The 17318-nt window shown below is 65.3% G+C and carries 17 protein-coding genes; 5 read left to right on the top strand and 12 right to left on the bottom strand.

Annotation, left to right across the window (positions count from 1 at the left end; translation table 11 throughout):
• Positions 1–224: 224 nt before the first annotated feature.
• Both B9Z01_RS09255 and B9Z01_RS09250 read left to right on the top strand, forming a co-directional pair.
• Entirely contained in the window at positions 225–1412 is a 1188-nt protein-coding gene (locus tag B9Z01_RS09255; RefSeq protein ID WP_143808880.1) for an MFS transporter, read from the top strand.
• A 145-nt stretch (positions 1413–1557) separates the two neighbouring features.
• The gene (locus tag B9Z01_RS09250; protein ID WP_085482180.1) at positions 1558–2094 is read left to right on the top strand and encodes a single-stranded DNA-binding protein; all 537 of its coding nucleotides are present in this window, start codon (positions 1558–1560) and stop codon (positions 2092–2094) included.
• A 193-nt stretch (positions 2095–2287) separates the two neighbouring features.
• Here the strand turns inward: B9Z01_RS09250 and arsH are convergent, their stop codons facing one another.
• From arsH to B9Z01_RS09225, 5 genes are all read right to left on the bottom strand, one after another.
• Positions 2288–3010: an arsenical resistance protein ArsH gene (arsH, locus tag B9Z01_RS09245; protein WP_085482178.1), complete on the bottom strand. Its 723-nt coding sequence runs from the start codon at positions 3008–3010 to the stop codon at positions 2288–2290.
• A 92-nt stretch (positions 3011–3102) separates the two neighbouring features.
• Positions 3103–4173 carry an ACR3 family arsenite efflux transporter gene (gene arsB, locus B9Z01_RS09240; RefSeq protein WP_085482176.1) on the bottom strand — a complete coding sequence of 357 codons (1071 nt, stop codon included), beginning with the start codon at positions 4171–4173 and terminating at the stop codon, positions 3103–3105.
• Between the two features lie 62 nt (positions 4174–4235).
• Positions 4236–4730, bottom strand: a complete 495-nt coding sequence (locus tag B9Z01_RS09235; RefSeq protein ID WP_085482174.1) for an arsenate reductase ArsC — start codon at positions 4728–4730, stop codon at positions 4236–4238.
• Positions 4731–4752: 22 nt separating this feature from the next.
• Positions 4753–5088, bottom strand: coding sequence for an ArsR/SmtB family transcription factor (locus B9Z01_RS09230; RefSeq protein ID WP_085482172.1), 336 nt, complete (start codon positions 5086–5088; stop codon positions 4753–4755).
• Positions 5089–5265: 177 nt separating this feature from the next.
• Positions 5266–6063 (bottom strand): bestrophin-like domain, encoded by a 798-nt coding sequence (locus B9Z01_RS09225; RefSeq protein ID WP_085482170.1) that lies wholly within the window; start codon positions 6061–6063, stop codon positions 5266–5268.
• Between the two features lie 279 nt (positions 6064–6342).
• Between B9Z01_RS09225 and B9Z01_RS09220 the strand changes: the two genes are divergently transcribed.
• Positions 6343–7986: a methyl-accepting chemotaxis protein gene (locus B9Z01_RS09220; RefSeq protein WP_085482168.1), complete on the top strand. Its 1644-nt coding sequence runs from the start codon at positions 6343–6345 to the stop codon at positions 7984–7986.
• Between the two features lie 56 nt (positions 7987–8042).
• Here B9Z01_RS09220 and B9Z01_RS09215 read toward each other — a convergent pair whose 3' ends face one another.
• The 7 genes from B9Z01_RS09215 to B9Z01_RS09190 form a co-directional block, all read right to left on the bottom strand.
• Positions 8043–8852, bottom strand: a complete 810-nt coding sequence (locus B9Z01_RS09215; protein WP_085482166.1) for a c-type cytochrome — start codon at positions 8850–8852, stop codon at positions 8043–8045.
• Entirely contained in the window at positions 8849–10474 is a 1626-nt protein-coding gene (locus B9Z01_RS09210) for a b(o/a)3-type cytochrome-c oxidase subunit 1 (protein WP_085482164.1), read from the bottom strand. The genes B9Z01_RS09215 and B9Z01_RS09210 overlap by 4 nt, the downstream gene beginning before the upstream one ends.
• Complete coding sequence (locus tag B9Z01_RS09205) at positions 10461–11033, bottom strand: cupredoxin domain-containing protein (RefSeq protein ID WP_085482162.1); 573 nt, start codon at positions 11031–11033, stop codon at positions 10461–10463. The genes B9Z01_RS09210 and B9Z01_RS09205 overlap by 14 nt, the downstream gene beginning before the upstream one ends.
• A gap of 2 nt (positions 11034–11035) precedes the next feature.
• A complete protein-coding gene (locus B9Z01_RS35490; RefSeq protein WP_167387459.1) occupies positions 11036–11209 on the bottom strand; it encodes a hypothetical protein in 174 nt (57 codons plus the stop codon).
• A gap of 118 nt (positions 11210–11327) precedes the next feature.
• Positions 11328–12668, bottom strand: a complete 1341-nt coding sequence (locus tag B9Z01_RS09200) for a c-type cytochrome (RefSeq protein ID WP_143808879.1) — start codon at positions 12666–12668, stop codon at positions 11328–11330.
• Between the two features lie 131 nt (positions 12669–12799).
• Positions 12800–13519 (bottom strand): c-type cytochrome, encoded by a 720-nt coding sequence (locus tag B9Z01_RS09195; protein ID WP_085482158.1) that lies wholly within the window; start codon positions 13517–13519, stop codon positions 12800–12802.
• Between the two features lie 487 nt (positions 13520–14006).
• A complete protein-coding gene (locus B9Z01_RS09190) occupies positions 14007–14888 on the bottom strand; it encodes a LysR family transcriptional regulator (RefSeq protein WP_085482156.1) in 882 nt (293 codons plus the stop codon).
• 95 nt (positions 14889–14983) lie between these two features.
• On the opposite strand from B9Z01_RS09190, the gene B9Z01_RS09185 reads away from it, so the two are divergent.
• Together B9Z01_RS09185 and B9Z01_RS09180 are read left to right on the top strand one after the other, a co-directional pair.
• Positions 14984–16321: an MFS transporter gene (locus B9Z01_RS09185; RefSeq protein WP_085482154.1), complete on the top strand. Its 1338-nt coding sequence runs from the start codon at positions 14984–14986 to the stop codon at positions 16319–16321.
• A gap of 197 nt (positions 16322–16518) precedes the next feature.
• Positions 16519–17211 (top strand): response regulator, encoded by a 693-nt coding sequence (locus tag B9Z01_RS09180; protein WP_085483467.1) that lies wholly within the window; start codon positions 16519–16521, stop codon positions 17209–17211.
• Positions 17212–17318 lie beyond the last annotated feature (107 nt).

Below are 17318 nucleotides of genomic sequence, written 5' to 3'. Positions count from 1 at the left end.
GTTTCCGCGAGTACAAGGTGCGGTGTCCACGTGCGGTGCGGTCGGGCGAGGTGCGGCAGCGCGGCTGGTTTTGCAGACCGGCCTGGTAGGCAGGCTTCATAGGCCGGCTTTGCAACCGCCCCGCAGACCATGCCGCGAGCCGTCCGCGCCGGGGCCGTGGCTGCGACTGTCTCCACGGGCTCGCCGCGCGGTGTGCCGCCCAGCTCATTCAAACAACGCTTCCGATGTCCAATCCGTCCGCCATTTCCACACGCATGAGCGCGCCCGAAGTGCGCGCGACCGCGTCGCTTGCCGCCATCTTCGCGTTGCGCATGCTCGGTCTCTTCATGATCATGCCGGTGTTCTCGATCTACGCGAAGACCATCCCCGGCGGCGACAACGTGCTGCTCGTCGGCATCGCGCTCGGCGCGTACGGCGTCACGCAGTCGATGCTCTACATCTTCTACGGCTGGATTTCCGACAAGGTCGGCCGCAAGCCTGTCATCGCGACGGGCCTGCTGATCTTCGCGATCGGCAGCTTCGTCGCGGCGGGCGCGCACGACATGACGTGGATCATCGTCGGGCGGGTCATTCAGGGCATGGGCGCGGTGTCGTCCGCGGTGCTGGCGTTCATCGCCGATCTCACCTCCGAGGAGCATCGCACCAAGGCGATGGCGATGGTCGGCGGCAGCATCGGCATATCGTTCGCGGTCGCGATCGTCGGGGCGCCGATCGTGTTTCACTGGCTCGGCATGAGCGGGCTCTTCACGCTGGTCGGCATCTTCGCGATTCTGGCGATCGGCGTGGTGCTGTGGGTCGTGCCCGATGCGCCGAAGCCCGTGCACGTGCGCGCGCCGTTCGCCGAAGTGCTGCATAACGTCGAGCTGCTGCGCCTGAATTTCGGCGTGCTCGCGCTGCACGCGACGCAAACCGCGCTGTTCCTCGTCGTGCCGCGCATTCTCGAAGCGGGCGGCCTGCCGGTCGCGTCGCACTGGAAGGTGTATCTGCCGGTGATGGGCCTGTCGTTCGTGATGATGGTGCCGGCGATCATCGCCGCGGAAAAGCGCGGCAAGATGAAGGCCGTGCTGCTCTCGGCCATCAGTCTTATCCTGATCGGCCAGTTGTTATTGGGCGTTGCACCGCATACGATTCTCAGTGTGGCGGCGATCCTTTTCATCTACTTTCTGGGCTTCAACATTCTCGAAGCCTCGCAGCCTTCGCTGGTGTCGAAACTCGCGCCCGGCACCCGCAAGGGCGCGGCGGTCGGCGTGTACAACACCACGCAGTCGATCGGTCTTGCGCTGGGCGGCGTGGTCGGCGGCTGGCTGCTGAAGGTGGATGGCCAGAGCGCGGTGTTCTTCGCGTGCTCTGGGCTGGTGTTCTGCTGGCTTATAATCGCCGCACAGATGAAACAGCCGCCGCGCAAGGCATAAGACAGCGTACTCGGGGCACGTCCCGAATCATCCAGAACTCACCCGGCGGCGGGCAGAGGCGCTTTTCTGGTCTCGGGGCTGCCGGCCATGAGACGCGAACCGCGCAGTGCCGCGCCGCCTGCAATGGAATCAACAGGAGAAACTCATGGCATCCGTGAACAAGGTCATTCTCGTCGGCAATCTCGGAGCTGATCCGGAAGTCCGTTATCTTCCGAGCGGCGACGCAGTGGCGAACATCCGCCTTGCGACGACGGACCGTTACAAGGACAAGGCTTCCGGCGAGATGAAGGAAGCGACCGAATGGCACCGCGTGGCGTTCTTCGGCCGCCTCGCGGAAATCGTGTCGGAATATCTGAAGAAGGGCTCGTCGGTGTACCTCGAAGGGCGCATCCGCACGCGCAAGTGGCAGGCGCAGGACGGCACCGATCGCTACTCGACCGAAATCGTCGCTGAACAGATGCAGATGCTGGGCGGCCGCGGCGGCGCGTCGATGGGCGGCGACGAAGGCGGTTATAGCCGCGGCGAGCCAGCGGAGCGTGGCGGCGGCGGTGGTGGCGGTCGCGCGACGTCGGGTGGCGGCTCGCGTGGCGGCAGCAGTGGTGGCGGCGGCGGTGGTGCGAGCCGTCCGAGCGCGCCGGCTGGCGGCGGGTTTGATGAGATGGACGACGATATTCCGTTCTAAATCTGACTAAAACAGTTTTTCGTTGGCAGAAGCCCGCACTTCCATGAAGAGCGGGCTTTTTCTTTACCCATATGTGTTTATCGGGCCACTTGTTGATTCGCCACGACATCCATTGATCGAATACGCCGGAGCAGACCTGATACGTCGCGACGAAAGTTGATCGAGCGCCCTCACGGCAGCCCAATAGCCAATCCTAGATGCGAGGTTGATTGACTCGTCTCGAGAGTTCCTCGGCGCTTTCTTTGCGTTCGCTATACCGGTCGACCAGATAGGGGCCGATGTCCCGGGTCAGCAACGTGAACTTGACCAGTTCCTCCATCACGTCCACGACACGGTCGAAATAGGCCGAGGGCTTCATCCGGCCTGCTTCGTCGAATTCCATATACGCCTTGGCTACCGACGACTGGTTCGGAATGGTCAGCATGCGCATCCAGCGTCCCAGTACGCGCATCTGGTTCACGGCGTTGAACGACTGCGAGCCGCCGCTGACCTGCATGACGGCGAGCGTTTTTCCCTGGGTCGGCCGAACAGCGCCCATCGACAGCGGAATCCAGTCGATCTGCGACTTCATGATGCCGGTCATCGCGCCGTGCCGCTCCGGCGAGCACCACACCATGCCTTCCGACCATTGCACCAGCCCGCGCAACTCGACGACCTTCGGGTGACTCTCCGGCGCATCGTCGGGCAGCGGCAGGCCGCTCGGATTGAATACGCGGATCTCGGCGCCCATCGCCGTGAGCAGGCGCGCGGCTTCTTCGGCCAGCAGGCGGCTGAACGAACGCTCGCGCAGCGAACCGTACAGGAGCAGGAACCGGGGCGGATGGGCCGATGGCGACGCTGGCCGCAACTGGCCGGCGTCCGGCACCCGGAACGATGCGGTGTCGAGTTGCGGCAGGTCATCCAGGCGCTCAGACATGCCTGCCCTCCACGTCGATCGCCCTTGCGCCATTCGGGTTGCGATGAATCGTGATGTCGGTCATGTTCATGTATATGGGCTCTCCTGTTTGCTCAAGTCCGTTCGTACCAGTCTTTCGACCGGTTGACGATGCGTACCACCAGCAGCATGACCGGCACTTCGATCAGCACGCCCACGACGGTGGCGAGCGCCGCGCCCGAATGGAAACCGAACAGGCTGATGGCGGCCGCGACGGCCAGCTCGAAAAAGTTGGATGCGCCGATCAGCGCCGACGGGCACGCAATGTTGTGTTTCTCGCCCACGGCGCGATTGAGCCAGTAAGCGAGCGCCGAGTTGAAGCACACCTGAATCAGAATCGGCACCGCGAGCAGCGCGATCACCAGCGGCTGCTTCAGGATGGCTTCGCCCTGGAACGCGAACAGCAGCACGAGCGTGGCGAGCAATGCAGCGATCGACCAGGGGCCGATCCTTGCCATCGCGGCATCGAACGCCGCCTGTCCCTTCGCGAATAGCCGCTTGCGCCAGATCTGCGCGAGGATCACCGGGATGACGATGTAGAGCACGACCGACGTGAGCAGCGTCGCCCACGGCACCGTGATCGCGGACATGCCCAGCAGCAGGCCGACCAGCGGCGCGAAGGCGATCACCATGATGCTGTCGTTCAGCGCCACTTGCGACAGCGTGAACAGCGGATCGCCGCCCGTCAGCCGGCTCCATACGAACACCATCGCCGTGCACGGCGCGGCGGCCAGCAGGATCAGCCCGGCGATGTAGCTGTCGAGCTGCCCGGCCGGCAGCATCGGCGCAAACAGATGCCGGATGAACAGCCAGCCGAGGAACGCCATCGAGAACGGCTTGACGAGCCAGTTCACGACGAGCGTGACGCCGATGCCTTTGACGTGCCGACGCACTTCGTGCAATGCGCCGAAGTCGACCTTGACGAGCATCGGGATGATCATCACCCAGATCAGTAGCCCGACCGGGAGATTGACCTGCGCGTATTCCATCCGGCCGATCTGCCGGAACAGGCCGGGCAGCACCTGGCCGAGCGCGATCCCGGCGACGATGCACAGCGCCACCCAGACCGTCAGATAGCGTTCGAAGAAATTGATGGAAGGCGTTGCAACGGCCTTTCGAGGCGGGATGACGTTGGACGTGTTCATGGGACAGGGAGTCTTGGAGACGCAGGCGGCACCCTGATTCGTGCGTGCCGCGATGCGAACGCTCAGTTTTGCGAGATGTCGGTCAAGGCCGCCTGGAGTTCGGCGTTGCTCAGGCGATCGAGCGGCAGCATCAGCAACTGCAGCATGCGGTAGCCGAGCGCCTCGCGCGTGAGTTCGAACGCGAGCCGCTTGCCTTCGTCGCCGCCCGGCGCGTTCGACGGATCGGCGTAGCCCCAATGCACCTTCACGGGACTGCCGGGCCAGTACGGGCACGTCTCCGCGGCCGCGCTGTCGCACACCGTGATGACGACGCGCATTTCAGGTGCGCCATCGCCGACGAATTCGTCCCAGCTCTTGCTGCGGTATCCGTCGACATCGACGCCGGCGCCCGTCAGCGCTTCCAGCGCGAACGGATTGAGCCGGCCGCTCGGCGCGCTGCCGGCGCTGTACGCGCGCACGTCTTTGCCGAGCTTCCCGGCCCAATGATTGAGCATGCCCTCCGCCAGCACGCTGCGCGCGGAGTTGTGGGTGCAGAGGATCAGTACGTTCGTGGTCATGGGCGAGGCACGCGAATGCGTGTCACGATTGGCGCGCGCCTGACGTCGAACACGCTGACGCGGGCGAGCAGGGATTGCCGCCGCAGCAGTTCTCCGTGAGGTAAGCCAGCAGGCCGTTCATCGTCGCGAAGTTCGCGCAATAGAAGACGAAACGGCCTTCCTGGCGGTTCGTGACGAGCTGCGCGTGGACCAGCTCCTTCAGATGAAACGACAGTGACGACGGCGGCACGTCCAGCAGCGCGGCAATCTGCCCGGCTGGCAAGCCCTGCGGCCCCGCCTGCACGAGGGCGCGGAAGACGGCGAGCCGGGATTCGTGCGCGAGTGCCGAGAGGGCGGTAATGGTCTGGTTCGTTTCCATGTTTCGATATTAGTCGAAATGTGGAAGCGCTGTAAAGATCCGGCTGTCGATTCGTCATGAAACCGTCCGGGCGGGTGGACGACGGCTTGATAGTCGGAGCGGGCGCGGCGGGACTCACGGCCGCGTGCGGCAGCCCACGCGGCATCTGCTGAAGCAGGTTGGGCGGGTAGTCGCGCGTCACTTTCGCAAGTGCTCGAGCGCATCTCTTAGCGGCATGCTCGAAATCACAATCGGCCCTGTGAACGGCGTATCCAGATCGACGATTACATAGATCGCCGAAGCAATCGACACCGCACCCAGCGAGATCGTCACGAGCGCGAGCGCATTGCGTGGCGCGATCAGCCCGAAGCTCAGAAAAATCACGCCGAGCCAGAACGTGAGCGTCTTGAAGAACGGCTGCGAAATCGAACTGTGCGCTTCCTCGATGATCTTCCAGCGCGCATCGACGACGCGCCGGTACTGCGTCAACGCGTCGTCGAGCGCGCGTTGCTGTAGCGAATCGTGCGCGCGCAGTTCCCGCAATTGCCGGCCTACCGAGGTGAGCATGTCGCCGAGCCGCACGTTCTCGAGGTGGCTGGAGTTGTCCTGCGTGCCAATGCGCGGATAGTCGCCGGACGGCGCCGGCTCCTGCGGCCACGTCGACGCGATCGCCGCCGCCGTGTACTGGCGCAGCAGGTGCCGGGATTCGTCGGTGGCGCTGCCTAGCTCGCGCAGCGTCGTATCGAATTCGATGAGTTCGGCCGCGTAGGTGCGCAGATCGTTCGACGCGGTGTCGAAGCTCGATTTCGCCGACGCGGTCAACAAACCGAGCACCAATGCGGCGAACGTCACGAGCATGCCGATCACGAGCTGGATGAGTTGCACGGTCTCGTGCGCCTTGTGCTCTTCGGGCAGAAGCGGCCGCACGCCGACGCCGATGCCGGTTGCGACCAGCAGTAGCGCGAACACCAGTACCGCCGAACCGACTTCCGACATAGGAATGCTCCCGACGAAGAACCGTATTGCGACACTTTATTGATGTAGCTCAAGCCGCACGCGTCAGCAAGCCTGCAAACCATAAAGTTTTCTGCCCATCCGCCGTAGTCCCTTAATGTGATGTTCGCTTAAATCTTAGACACACGTTGCGGACTGGGCCAACGCGGCTTGGGGCGCAGCATGCATGACCGGGGCCGTTGCGGGCCGGTTCGCGCTGAGAATCCGCGCAGGCAATCCGCGCTGGAAAGCCGCTCATGCAGCCCCAAGGAGACCCACCCGATGTTGAAAAATCTGTCGATTCGTAAGAGCCTCACGCTGATGATCGCGTCCTTTGGGGTCGTGCTGTTGCTCGGCGCCGCCGCCGGGCTGCTGTCGCTGCGCGCGAGCAATGCGTCGCTGCAGCAGATGTACACCGTGGACACGCCCGCCGTCGCCGATCTCGAAGGCAGCTCCGGCCAGTTGTTGCGTTTGCGTCTCGCGCTGGCGACGTACGCGTCGCTCGTCGCGCTCAACGATCAGGACGGCGCGAGCGCGGTGCTCAAGCGCTTCGATCAGTACCGCAAAGCATCCGACGAGCGTCTTGCCCGCTACCTGGGCCGCGCGAGCGGCGAGGCCGACGAGCAGCGTCTGATTCGCGACATGCAGCAGCAGCGCGACACGTTCCTGCGCGAAGGCGTCGAGTCGGCGCTCGCCGCGTTGAAGTCCGGCGACACCAACGCATTCCAGCAACTGCAGGCGCACAAGCTGCCATCGCTCTATAGCGCATACGAAAAGGCGATGCTCGCACTCGAACAACTGCAGCTCGATCATGGTGCGCAGCGCTATCAGGACGCGCAGAACCTGTTCTACGTGATCTGCGTCACGGTGGCGGTGGGCATGGTGCTGTCGCTGCTTGGCGGCTGGCTGGGCCGCGCCGTGCTCGTGCGCGCGATCGTCAGTCCGGTCGACGCGACCATCGCGCAGTTTCAGCGCATCGCCAACGGCGACCTGACCGGCCGCATCGACGTGACGAGCAACAACGAAATGGGCCGTCTCGCGGCGGCGCTGCGCAAGATGCAGGAGTCGCTGATCGCGACGGTGAGCGCGGTGCGCCAGGGCACCGAATCGATCGACACCGGTGTGAGCGAGATCGCGGCGGGCAACGCCGACCTGTCGCAACGCACGGAAGAGCAGGCTGCCTCGCTCGAGGAAACGGCCGCAAGCATCGAGCAACTGACCTCGACGGTCAAGCAGACGGCCGACAACGCGAAGCAGGCGAGTTCGCTCGCGCAAGGCGCATCGACGCTGGCCGCGCAGGGCGGCGAGCTGACCGGGCAGGTGGTCGGCACGATGCATGGCATCGTCGGCGACTCGCGGCGGATTGCCGACATCGTCGGTGTGATCGAGGGCATCGCGTTCCAAACCAATATCCTCGCGCTGAACGCGGCAGTCGAAGCAGCGCGCGCGGGCGAGCAGGGGCGCGGCTTCGCGGTGGTCGCGAGCGAGGTGCGCTCGCTCGCGCAGCGCAGCGCGGCGGCGGCCAAGGAGATCAAGGGCTTGATCGACGAATCGACCGCGCGCGTCGAAGCCGGCTCGCAACTGGTCGAGCGCTCGGGTTCGACGATGAGCGAAATCGTCGCGGCGATTGCGCGCGTGAGTGCGATCATGGGCGAGATCGCGGCGGCGGCGATCGAGCAGAGTACCGGCATCGATCAGGTCAATCTCGCGGTCGCGCAGATGGACGAGGTCACGCAGCAGAATGCGGCGCTCGTCGAGCAGGCTGCCGCGGCGGCGAGTTCGCTCGAAGAGCAGGCGCGGAAGTTGTCGGCGGCGGTGGCGGTGTTCCGCACGGCGAGCGGGGTGACCGCTTCGTTTACCGCGCAGCGTGCCGGTGTGGCTGTCGGGCCGGCAACGCACAGTCAAAGCGGGTTCGTAGCGGCCTGAACCCAGCGGTGGGATGGCTCGGCTTTGCACGAGCCGTCACGCATCCGACTCGCTCGCTACGGCATCGCCGCATAGTACTTAGCTAAACTATCTATTTCCTCGGGCGTCATCTGCCGCGCCACGTTGCGCATCTGCTCGTTGATGTCGTTATGCCGCTCGCCCGCAGCGAACGCGTGCATCTGCGCCGCCAGATAAACCGCCGACTGTCCGCCGAGCCACGGCGCCGCGCCCTTGCGATCGAGCTGTCCGTGGCAGGCCGCGCAAGGTGCGATATTGCGCTCGGGGTCACCCTGCATCGCGAGCCGCACCGCGGTCGCATCGGGTGCCTCGCTGGCGCGCGGCGTTTGCGCCGCGGGGGGCGGTGTGAGCGAAGCGTAGTAAGCCGCGAGATCGCGCAGATCCTGATCGCTGCGCGGCGCGATGATCGCCTGCATCACCGCGCTGATCCGCTGGCCGCTCTGATAGTCGCGCATTTCCTTGTAGAGCACGTCGGCGTATTGCCCCGCGAGCGCGGGCGCCGTGACCGGCGCCGTACCGAGCACGCCGTGGCACATCGAGCAGTTCTGCGTCGCGATCGTCGCGCCTCGGCCGATCGAATCCGCCGCGGCGTGCGTTGCTCGCTGCGGCGGCAGCACGACCACGTCACTCGGAACCGTCGACGCGCCGCTGCTGCCGCTATACCAGCTCGACGGCACGCCCGCCGCGCCGCAGATGCGCGCCCACAGATCGAGGCCGCCGAACGCGGTGCTCGCCGAAGGCAGCCAGACGAAGCCGATCAGTATGCCCACGATGGCAATCACGATCGTGCCGCCCACGCTCCACGTGAACCACGGATTGCGCAAGCTGAAGACGCGTTCTTCGCTCATCGCTGTGCTCCGATGACGACCGCCGGCACGGAAGTCTGCGGCAGCCTGAGCAACTGCAGAATCGGCACACTGTAGTTGACGACCGTGAGCCCGATCATCAGCGCGACCCACAAACCGAAGCCATTGAGCGCGACCGGCACTCGGTCGACCGGATGCGCGGCGCTCGCGAAGCAGAACGTCTGCGGCTCGATCGCGGGTCCGAACTGCGACTTCGCGAGAATGTAGATGAACAGCACGCCCGAGACGAGCAGGATCAGCCCGCCCACCGCCGACATGCCGACCCAGAACGCCTGCCCCTGCATGCCCGGCATGCTGTAGTCGTAATAGGCCATGCGGCGCGGCGCGCCGAGCAGGCCGACGTAATGCCACGGCAAGGTGACGACCATCATGCCGATGAACCACAGCCACAACTGCGTGCGCACGAGCTTCACGGAGAAGATCGCGCGGCCGGTCAGTTGCGGCCACAGTTCATATGCGATCGCGAAGTACATGATGACGATCGCGCCGCCGAAAATCAGATGGAAGTGCCCGGTCACCCACTGCGTGTTGTGCACCGTCGAGTTCAGCTGATAGCTCATGTTGATGAGGCCGCCCGCGCCGCCGAGGCCGAGCATCACGAACGAGAACGCGATCACGAGCATCATCGGGTTGCGCCACGGCAGCGCGGTGAGCCAGCCGAACGCGCCTTTGCCGCCGCGCAGCCGGCCCGCGATTTCGACCGATGCGCAGATCGTGAACACCGTGAGCAGCGTTGGCACCGACACCATGCCGGTGAAGACCGCGTGCAGGAACTTGAAGCCCGCGCCGACCTGCGGATCGGCGAACAGATGATGAATGCCGATCGGCATCGCGAAGACGAGGAACAGGATGAACGACACGCGCGCCATCGAATCGCTGTAGAGCCGCCCGCCGATCGCGCGCGGCACCAGCGTGTAGTACGCGATGTACGCGGGAATCAGCCAGAAGTAGACGATCGCATGCAGCGTCCACGAAAAGAGGATGCGTGCGAGGCCGGCGTCGATCGTTTTCGTGAGGCCGAAGGCGACCGGCAGGATCTGGAACAGGATTTCGAGCGCCGCGCCGACCGCGGTCCATGCCCACAAGTACGCGCCCGCCACGTTCGCGAACATCGCGAGCGGCACCGGCTTGCCCGGATTGGCGCGCTTCCAGATGCGCAGGTTCACGTGCATCAGCGCGACCCAGATCCACGAGCCGACCACGACGAGCACCACGCCGAGGTAGTAGAACGGGCTGCCGATCATCGGCGGATAGAACGTGTAGAGCACCGAGGCCTCGCCGAGCGCGACCGGCACCATCGCCATGACCGCGCCGACGAGCAGCAGGACGAACGCGGCCCACGCCCACTTGAGGCCGGCAAGGCGCTGCGCGAGCGCGAGCTCGACGATCGCATAGCCGAAGCCCATCGCGACGAGCGTGGGCATCGCGTAGGCCATCACCGTGCCGTGCGCCGTCACCGACCGGTAGTACAGCTCGGGGTCGCCGACCCACGGCGCGAACGGACTGCGCACCAGCATCTGCCATGCGCCGAGCACGAGCGCGACCAGGAACAGCACGAAGGCGAGCCAGAAATGCGCGAGAACGAGTCGCTTAGCGTGAAACACAGCTGAGCCTCCGTGATTGTCGGGCTTGCTCGAAGAAGGCGGCTTTGTCGATCACCTTCACGTGTGCCCACATGGTCTGATGGCCGAAGCCGCAGAATTCGTGGCAGGGCATCGCGTGGTCGGCGGGGTGGTCGAACTGCGTGTTGAGCGTCGCGACGTAGCTGGGCACGACCATCGTGTTGATGTTGGTGTCGTTGACGAGCAGACCGTGTACGACGTCGGCGCTCGTCGTGCGCATCGTGATGGGCGTGTCGGCGGGCACGAGCAGGCATTGCGGCGTGAACGAGTACTGCTGCGCGATGAAGCGCACGATCACCGAGCCGTCCGGCTGGACCGCGCTGCCGAGATTGTCCTCGACGAATTCGCCGGACAGTTGCAGCCGTGCGGGGTCGATCGTCTCGACGCGCGAGGGCGGCATCATCGCCCAATGCACGCCGGAGAACACGACCACGGCGAGCAGCAGCACGATCATCGCGGTGGCGAAGACAGCCCAGCGGCGCTCGGCACGTAATGCGACCGCGTGGCCGCTATCCGGTTGATGGCTCGATTCGGTCGACATGGTCAGTGGATAACGCCGCGCGGCAGGAACACCAGAAAGTAGAAGCCGAACCAGATCGCGATGACGATCAGCGTGGCGACGCCGGCGAGCGCAATCGCGCCGTGCGGGCCGACCGCGACGACGCGTTCGACTTCTTCGTCGGTGGGCGGCGCGTTAGGGATCTCGTTCGCTTCCATCTGCGGTTCTCCGGTGGTTCTCCCCGCGGTGTTGCGTTGTGTTTCCGTTGCGTTGCTGTTGTTGTTACTGCTGTGTTGCCGTTGTGCTTCCGTTGCCGCCGTTGTCCCGTTCAGCGCTTCAATGCAGCGGCGCCTTGCGCAACTCGTTGACCTCGCGGGCCGTCACCGGCAGGCCGTGATTGCCCCACGCGGTGCGGATGAACGTGACGACAGCGGCCGCTTCGGCGTCGTTCAGCTCCTGGCCGAATGGCGGCATGCCGTACGGCTCCGGATTGCGCTTCGTGCCCGGCGGGAAGCCGCCGTTGAGCACGATGCGGATCGGGTTGACGGCCGAGTCCATTTCGATCGACTGGTTGCCCGCGAGCGGCGGGTAGTGCGGCAACTGCCCCTCGCCGTTGGCGCCGTGGCAGATCGCGCATTTATCCGCGTAGATCTGCTTGCCGAGCGCGAGCACCTGCGGGTCGGGTGTCACGCTCGGCCCGGTCTTGCGGCCGCGATTGTCGGGCAGCGACTTCAGATAGACGGCCATCGCGCGAACGTCCTCGTCGCTCAGATACTGAAGGCTGTGATAGGTGACTTCGGCCATCGGACCGTACACGGCGCCGCGATTCGAGATGCCGGCCTGCAGCAGGTCGACGATGTCCTGGATGCTCCAGTCGCCGAGGCCGCCGTCCTTGTCGGACGTGAGCGACGGCGCGTACCAGTTCTGCACCGGAATCAGCCCGCCCGCGAACTGCTCGCGCTGCGACGAGCCGCCGAGCATGTTGATTCGCGTATGGCACATCGTGCAGTGCCCGAGCCCTTCGACGAGATACGCGCCGCGGTTCCATTCGACGGATTTGCTCGGATCGGGCTTGAACTCGCCTTCGCGGAAATACAGCGAGCGCCATCCGTAGAGCAGCTTGCGCTGGTTGAACGGGAAGCGCAGCGTGTGCTTGCGATTGGGCTCGCGCACCGGCTCGACGGATTGGAGGAAGGCGAAGATCGCGTCCGAGTCTTCGCGCGTGACCTTCGTGTACTGCGCAATCGGCATGGCCGGGTAGATCAGCGTGCCGTCGGGCTTGCGGCCCGTGCGCATCATGTTGAAGAACGCGTCCGCGCTCCACGTGCCGATGCCGTATTGCGGATCGGGCGTGATGTTCGGCGAATAGAGCGTGCCGAACGGCGTTTCCATCGCGAGTCCGCCCGCGAACAGCTTGCCGCGTGGCGCGGTGTGACAGGCGATGCAGTCGCCCGCGCGCGCCAGATATTCGCCGCGCTTGACGATGTCGGGGCGGGTGTCGGCGGCCGAAGCGGTGGTGTCCGTGGACGGGGCCGGCGTGGCGGACGGCGCTGCGGCATGGGCTGACGCGATCAGCGGTGCGCCGGGCAGGTGGAGCAGCACGGCCGCGCCGCTCACGGTGAGGCCCACTGTCAGCGAACCGGCCGCGAGCGACCTGACCATGCGATGGCGGCGCATGCCGCGGAGTATGGCGAAGCGCGAAGCGCGATCCAAACCGAAGCGTGAACCGAGGCCAGAACCAAAGCCAGAACCGAGGCCTAGGCGCGCACCCAGCGAGCGAAGCAAACCCGGCGAACGCAGTATCGGCTTCATTGCGGCTGGCTCCCGCATGCGAGTGGCAGCGGCCCGGCGGCAACCGGCGCGGGCCGAGGATCGGCCGGACGCGGCTGGCGCGCGAGCCAGCTCGACACCGCGGTGATGTCGCGGTCGTTCAGCTTGACCGCGATCGCGTGCATGCAGTCCGGCGCGAGCGCGTGACGCGTGCCCGAGCGCCACGTGCCCATCTGGCCGGCGATATAGCTCGCATGCAATCCGAGCAGGCCCGGAATGCCCGGCTGCGTGCCGGTCATGCGCGCGCCGTGGCAGGCAATGCATGCCGGTATCTTGCGCGCCGGGTCGCCGTGCAGCACGAGCCGCTCGCCGGCGGCGAGCACATCGGGCGAGACGCTGGTGTGATCGGCTTCGGGGTAGGGCGGTTGCAGGTCGGCGAAATACTGGGCGATCTTGCGCAGATAGTCGTCGGGCAGGAACGCGAGCAGATAGCCCATCGGCGGATAGGTGCGGCCGCCGTCGCGAAACGCGGTGAGCTGGTTGAACAGATAGTCGGCCGGCTTGCCCGCGATGCGCGGGAAGTAGTCGTTGTTCAGGCCTTGGCCTTGCACGCCGTGGCACGACGTGCAGGCGCGCACGCGCTCGTCCATGGCCGAGGGCATCGCTCCGGGCGCGCCGGCGGCCGCGAGCGCCGCGCCGCTGCACAGCGCGTACAGCACGAACAACAGAATCGAAGATCCGATAGTTCTACGATGCACGCCAAGCCTCGTTGGGGAACGTTCTTTTCTCTCGATCTATTTTTTCACGCGTGCGTTTGCGGGCTCTTTGGCGAATCCGGCAAGCGACGCATGACGGACCATCAGTTTTTCTTCTAAGGACTGCCTGAACAGCAAAGCGGAACGGACGTACCTGGGACGGCGAAATATCGATTCGCTACGGCGATGCAATTGCCTAACCTGAAACGATGATCTGCACTGAATGCGCCGGTGATGGCGGCTATCGCGCTGCACGAGTGATGCCCTTGAAATGAAGGCATTAAGTACCAGGCAGTGCGCATCAGGTTGCAGCAATTTATTCGGGGCGTCAACCGGAAGCGGCCAGCGCGTGTACGGCTATTTGAGCTAGATCAAAACATGCTATGCATGAAATGCGGCAATTTCAATGTGCGGCCGCGCGGCCAGGCCCTTGGCTAATGCGATCGAAGCGTCAACGCGCATGTGACCGTTCGATGTCGGGCGCTGCGCTTCATGCGAAGAGCCGCGTCAACGCGGTGCGCGCATTGCTGACGAGTTCGCTTTCGCCCGGCCGCCCCGGCAGCAGATGAAACTCGACCGCGGGCAGCGTGGGCAAGCCGGTGTTGGCCGGACAGGCCACCACGCCGTTGCCGGCCGACGATTCGTTCAGACACGAGATGCCGAGCCCCGCCTTCAACGCGAGCTGCAAACCCGCGACGCCCGACGCCGAATGCGACACCACGTACGGCACTTTGTGTTCGTCGAGCAGTTTGACGACGAAGCGTTGCAACTGGCACGTCGACGGCAGCACCACCAGTTGAAACGGCGCGGCCGCTCGCGCCGCGGTATCGGCGGCGCTCATCCACAACAGTTTTTCGCGCCGCACGACGGTGCTCGCCGCGGCGCCGCCACGCGCGCGTGTCTGACTCGTGACGAGCCGCGCCGACAAACCGATGTCGAACGACGCGCGATCGTCCGCGCCGCTGTCGATGACGGTGCTCGGCTGCACGGTGACGTGCAGCTTCAGGCGCGGGTGTTGTTCGGAGAACGTTTTCAGAATGCGCGCGATGTCGTGCGGCCGGTAATAGTCGGTGATCGCGATGCGCAGTTCGCCGTCGAGCGAGCGGCCTTGCAGGTCGTCGAACGCCGCTTCGCTCATCGCGATGATGCGGCGCGCATGGTCGAGCAGGCGCTCGCCCGCGGACGTCGTGCTCACGCCCTGCTTGCTGCGCACGAAAAGCGGCTGACACGCGCGCTCCTCGAGTTTCTTCAACTGCTCGCTCACCGACGACTGCGACAGGAACACGCGCTCCGCGCCCGCCGACACGCTGCCCGATTCGGCGACGGCGACGAAAGTCCGCAACTGCGTCAAGTCAAATCCGCGCTGGCTCATGATTCGGTTTTTCCGATATGGATTATCTGATTTTCCGGCTTTTCCGATGGAAGGCCCAGCCGTAGGATACCCCTGAATTCTTTGCGGAGGGTGTAATGAACAACAGATCTATGGCGGCGTTGACCGGTGTGGCCGAACGCGGCGCGAATCATCGCTGGAAGGTGCTGGGCGTGGGCTTTGCCGCGAACGCGAGCTTTTCGGCGGCGTTCTCCGGCATTCCGACGACCGCGGTTTTTCTGCGCTCGGGCTATCACCTTGGTAACGAAGGGCTGGGTCTCGTGCTCGGCATGCTCGGACTCGGCATCGCGATCAGCGAGCTGCCGTGGGGGCTCTTGACCGACCGCTGGGGCGATCGCCGCGTGCTGCTGCTCGGGCTGCTGTCGACCGCGGCCGCGCTCGCCGGTCTCGCACTGTTCGTGTCGCCGGGCGGCGCGCACGTGCCGGGCGTGACGATGCTCGCGCTCGGGCTGCTGCTGGTTGGCCTGCTCGGCGGCAGTGTCAACGGATCGAGTGGCCGTGCCGTGATGGCGTGGTTTCGCGAAGGCGAGCGCGGCCTCGCGATGAGCATCCGGCAGACGGCCGTGCCGGCGGGCGGCGGACTCGGCGCATTGGTGCTGCCGGTGCTCGCGTCGCGCTTCGGTTTTGCGAGCGCGTATGCGGTGCTGGCGCTGGCATGTGCGATCACCGCGTGGTTTGCGTGGCGCTGGCTGCATGAGCCCGCGCATGCCCGCGCGGAAGGTGAGGGTGCGAATGGCGCGAGCGGTGCAAGCGAACTGCGCCCGGCTCGCCAGCACGACGCGTCGCCGACGGTCTCGCCGTTGAGCGACATCGCTATCTGGCGCGTCGCCTTGGGCGCAGGCGCGCTGTGCGTGCCGCAGATCGCCGTCATCACGTTCGGTACGGTGTTCCTGCATGACTTCAGCCGCGCGGGCGTGTTCGCGATCAGCGCGACGATGGCCGCCGTGCAGACCGGCGCCGTGTTCGCGCGGATATGGAGCGGCGCGTGGACCGACCGGCGCGGCAATCGTCGCGCGTATCTGCGGGCCAGCAGCCTGCTGACGGCGGTGCTGTTCGCGTTGCTCGCGCTCGCGACCGGGCTCGCCGGCATGCATCACACCGCGCTCACGGCGCTGCTCGTGACGATGATCGTGCTGGGCGGTGTGAGCGCATCGGCGTGGCACGGCGTCGCCTTCACGGAACTCGCGACGCTCGCCGGTACGAGCCGCGCGGGCACCGCGCTCGCGATGGGCAACACCTGTGTGTTCCTCACGCTGTTCCTCACGCCGCTCGCCATTCCTGCGTTGTTGTCCGCCGGTTCGTGGCCGATGGTGTGGGCGGTCGCGAGCGCATGCGCATTGATTGCGCTGCCGGTGTTGCCGCGCGCGGCCCCGGTGCGTGCGGTGCGGCCGACACGCGCCTGCGATGCAGCCTGACGGACATCGAGTGACGAGCTTTTGAAGCGGATTCGGAGCATTCCGATTGTGGTGAGAGGGTGGCGGTGATTCCATGGCTCGTTGGGCAGGTCGGATCGCCGCCGGGAGGCAGCCCGACCCTTGCAGCAAAACCCGTGCAGCGAAGCCCGGCTTTCCGCTGCGCGAGCCAACCACTCCTGCAAGAGGTGAAATCCACCGTGGCGAAGCTTCGAATCATTCTGGCTGACGATCAGCCCTTCGTTCTGCTCGGCTTCAGATCCATGCTGGCGGCGCACAATGGCGTCGTGATCGTCGGCGAGGCGCGCACCCCTGCTTCGTTGCTCGCGCTGTTGCAGGGCACGCCGTGCGACGTGCTCGTGATCGACCTCTCCATGCCGGATCCTACGGGCCATATCGAAGACGGCCTCGCTCTCGTGATGCAGGTTCGCCGCAACTGGCCGGCGGTGCGCGTCGTCGTGGTGACCGCGCAAACGAACCCCGGCATCCTGCGTGCGGCCGCGGCGGATAGCGCAATCAGCGTGCTCGGCAAAACGGACTCGCTGAACGAGCTTCAGCAGGCCGTTCTGGATAGCACGGACGGCGCGCGCTACCTCGGCCGTTCCGTCGTCGCGGCGCTCGCGCATTCGCCGCAGAACGAGAGCCAGTTCGTGCCGGCAGCGCGTTTGTCAGGACGGCAAACCGAAATCGTGCGCCGACTCGTATGCGGCGAGTCGATTGGAGAAATCGCGGCGGCGCTCGGTTGCCACCGCCGCACGGTCAGCCGGCAAAAGCGCGAAGCCATGGTGCTGCTCGGCGCCACCAGCAATGCCGGCCTTTTTTCGCGTGTGCGCGCTTGCGGTATGTCTTTCCTTGAATCGGAAAAATACGGCATGGATTCGCGGATTGTCTGATCCATTTCAGAGCGTTCTTATGTCTATCGTCGAAGAAATCTTCAATGATTTCGGGCATGCCGATCATACGGAATCGGACACAAGACAATGAACGTATGAGGAGCGTC

It is taken from the genome of Paraburkholderia susongensis (assembly GCF_900177725.1).
Lineage (GTDB): Bacteria > Pseudomonadota > Gammaproteobacteria > Burkholderiales > Burkholderiaceae > Paraburkholderia > Paraburkholderia susongensis.
This window is presented reverse-complemented; position numbering and strand designations above follow the sequence as displayed.

Excerpts from the sequence above, each read along its gene's own strand:
- B9Z01_RS09255 (WP_143808880.1), top strand. The coding sequence starts at position 225 with ATGTCCAATCCGTCCGCCATTTCCACACGCATGAGCGCGCCCGAAGTG.
- B9Z01_RS09250 (WP_085482180.1), top strand. The coding sequence starts at position 1,558 with ATGGCATCCGTGAACAAGGTCATTCTCGTCGGCAATCTCGGAGCTGAT.
- arsH (WP_085482178.1), bottom strand. The coding sequence starts at position 3,010 with ATGTCTGAGCGCCTGGATGACCTGCCGCAACTCGACACCGCATCGTTC.
- arsB (WP_085482176.1), bottom strand. The coding sequence starts at position 4,173 with ATGAACACGTCCAACGTCATCCCGCCTCGAAAGGCCGTTGCAACGCCT.
- B9Z01_RS09235 (WP_085482174.1), bottom strand. The coding sequence starts at position 4,730 with ATGACCACGAACGTACTGATCCTCTGCACCCACAACTCCGCGCGCAGC.
- B9Z01_RS09230 (WP_085482172.1), bottom strand. The coding sequence starts at position 5,088 with ATGGAAACGAACCAGACCATTACCGCCCTCTCGGCACTCGCGCACGAA.
- B9Z01_RS09225 (WP_085482170.1), bottom strand. The coding sequence starts at position 6,063 with ATGTCGGAAGTCGGTTCGGCGGTACTGGTGTTCGCGCTACTGCTGGTC.
- B9Z01_RS09220 (WP_085482168.1), top strand. The coding sequence starts at position 6,343 with ATGTTGAAAAATCTGTCGATTCGTAAGAGCCTCACGCTGATGATCGCG.
- B9Z01_RS09215 (WP_085482166.1), bottom strand. The coding sequence starts at position 8,852 with ATGAGCGAAGAACGCGTCTTCAGCTTGCGCAATCCGTGGTTCACGTGG.
- B9Z01_RS09205 (WP_085482162.1), bottom strand. The coding sequence starts at position 11,033 with ATGTCGACCGAATCGAGCCATCAACCGGATAGCGGCCACGCGGTCGCA.
- B9Z01_RS35490 (WP_167387459.1), bottom strand. The coding sequence starts at position 11,209 with ATGGAAGCGAACGAGATCCCTAACGCGCCGCCCACCGACGAAGAAGTC.
- B9Z01_RS09200 (WP_143808879.1), bottom strand. The coding sequence starts at position 12,668 with ATGCGCCGCCATCGCATGGTCAGGTCGCTCGCGGCCGGTTCGCTGACA.
- B9Z01_RS09190 (WP_085482156.1), bottom strand. The coding sequence starts at position 14,888 with ATGAGCCAGCGCGGATTTGACTTGACGCAGTTGCGGACTTTCGTCGCC.
- B9Z01_RS09185 (WP_085482154.1), top strand. The coding sequence starts at position 14,984 with ATGAACAACAGATCTATGGCGGCGTTGACCGGTGTGGCCGAACGCGGC.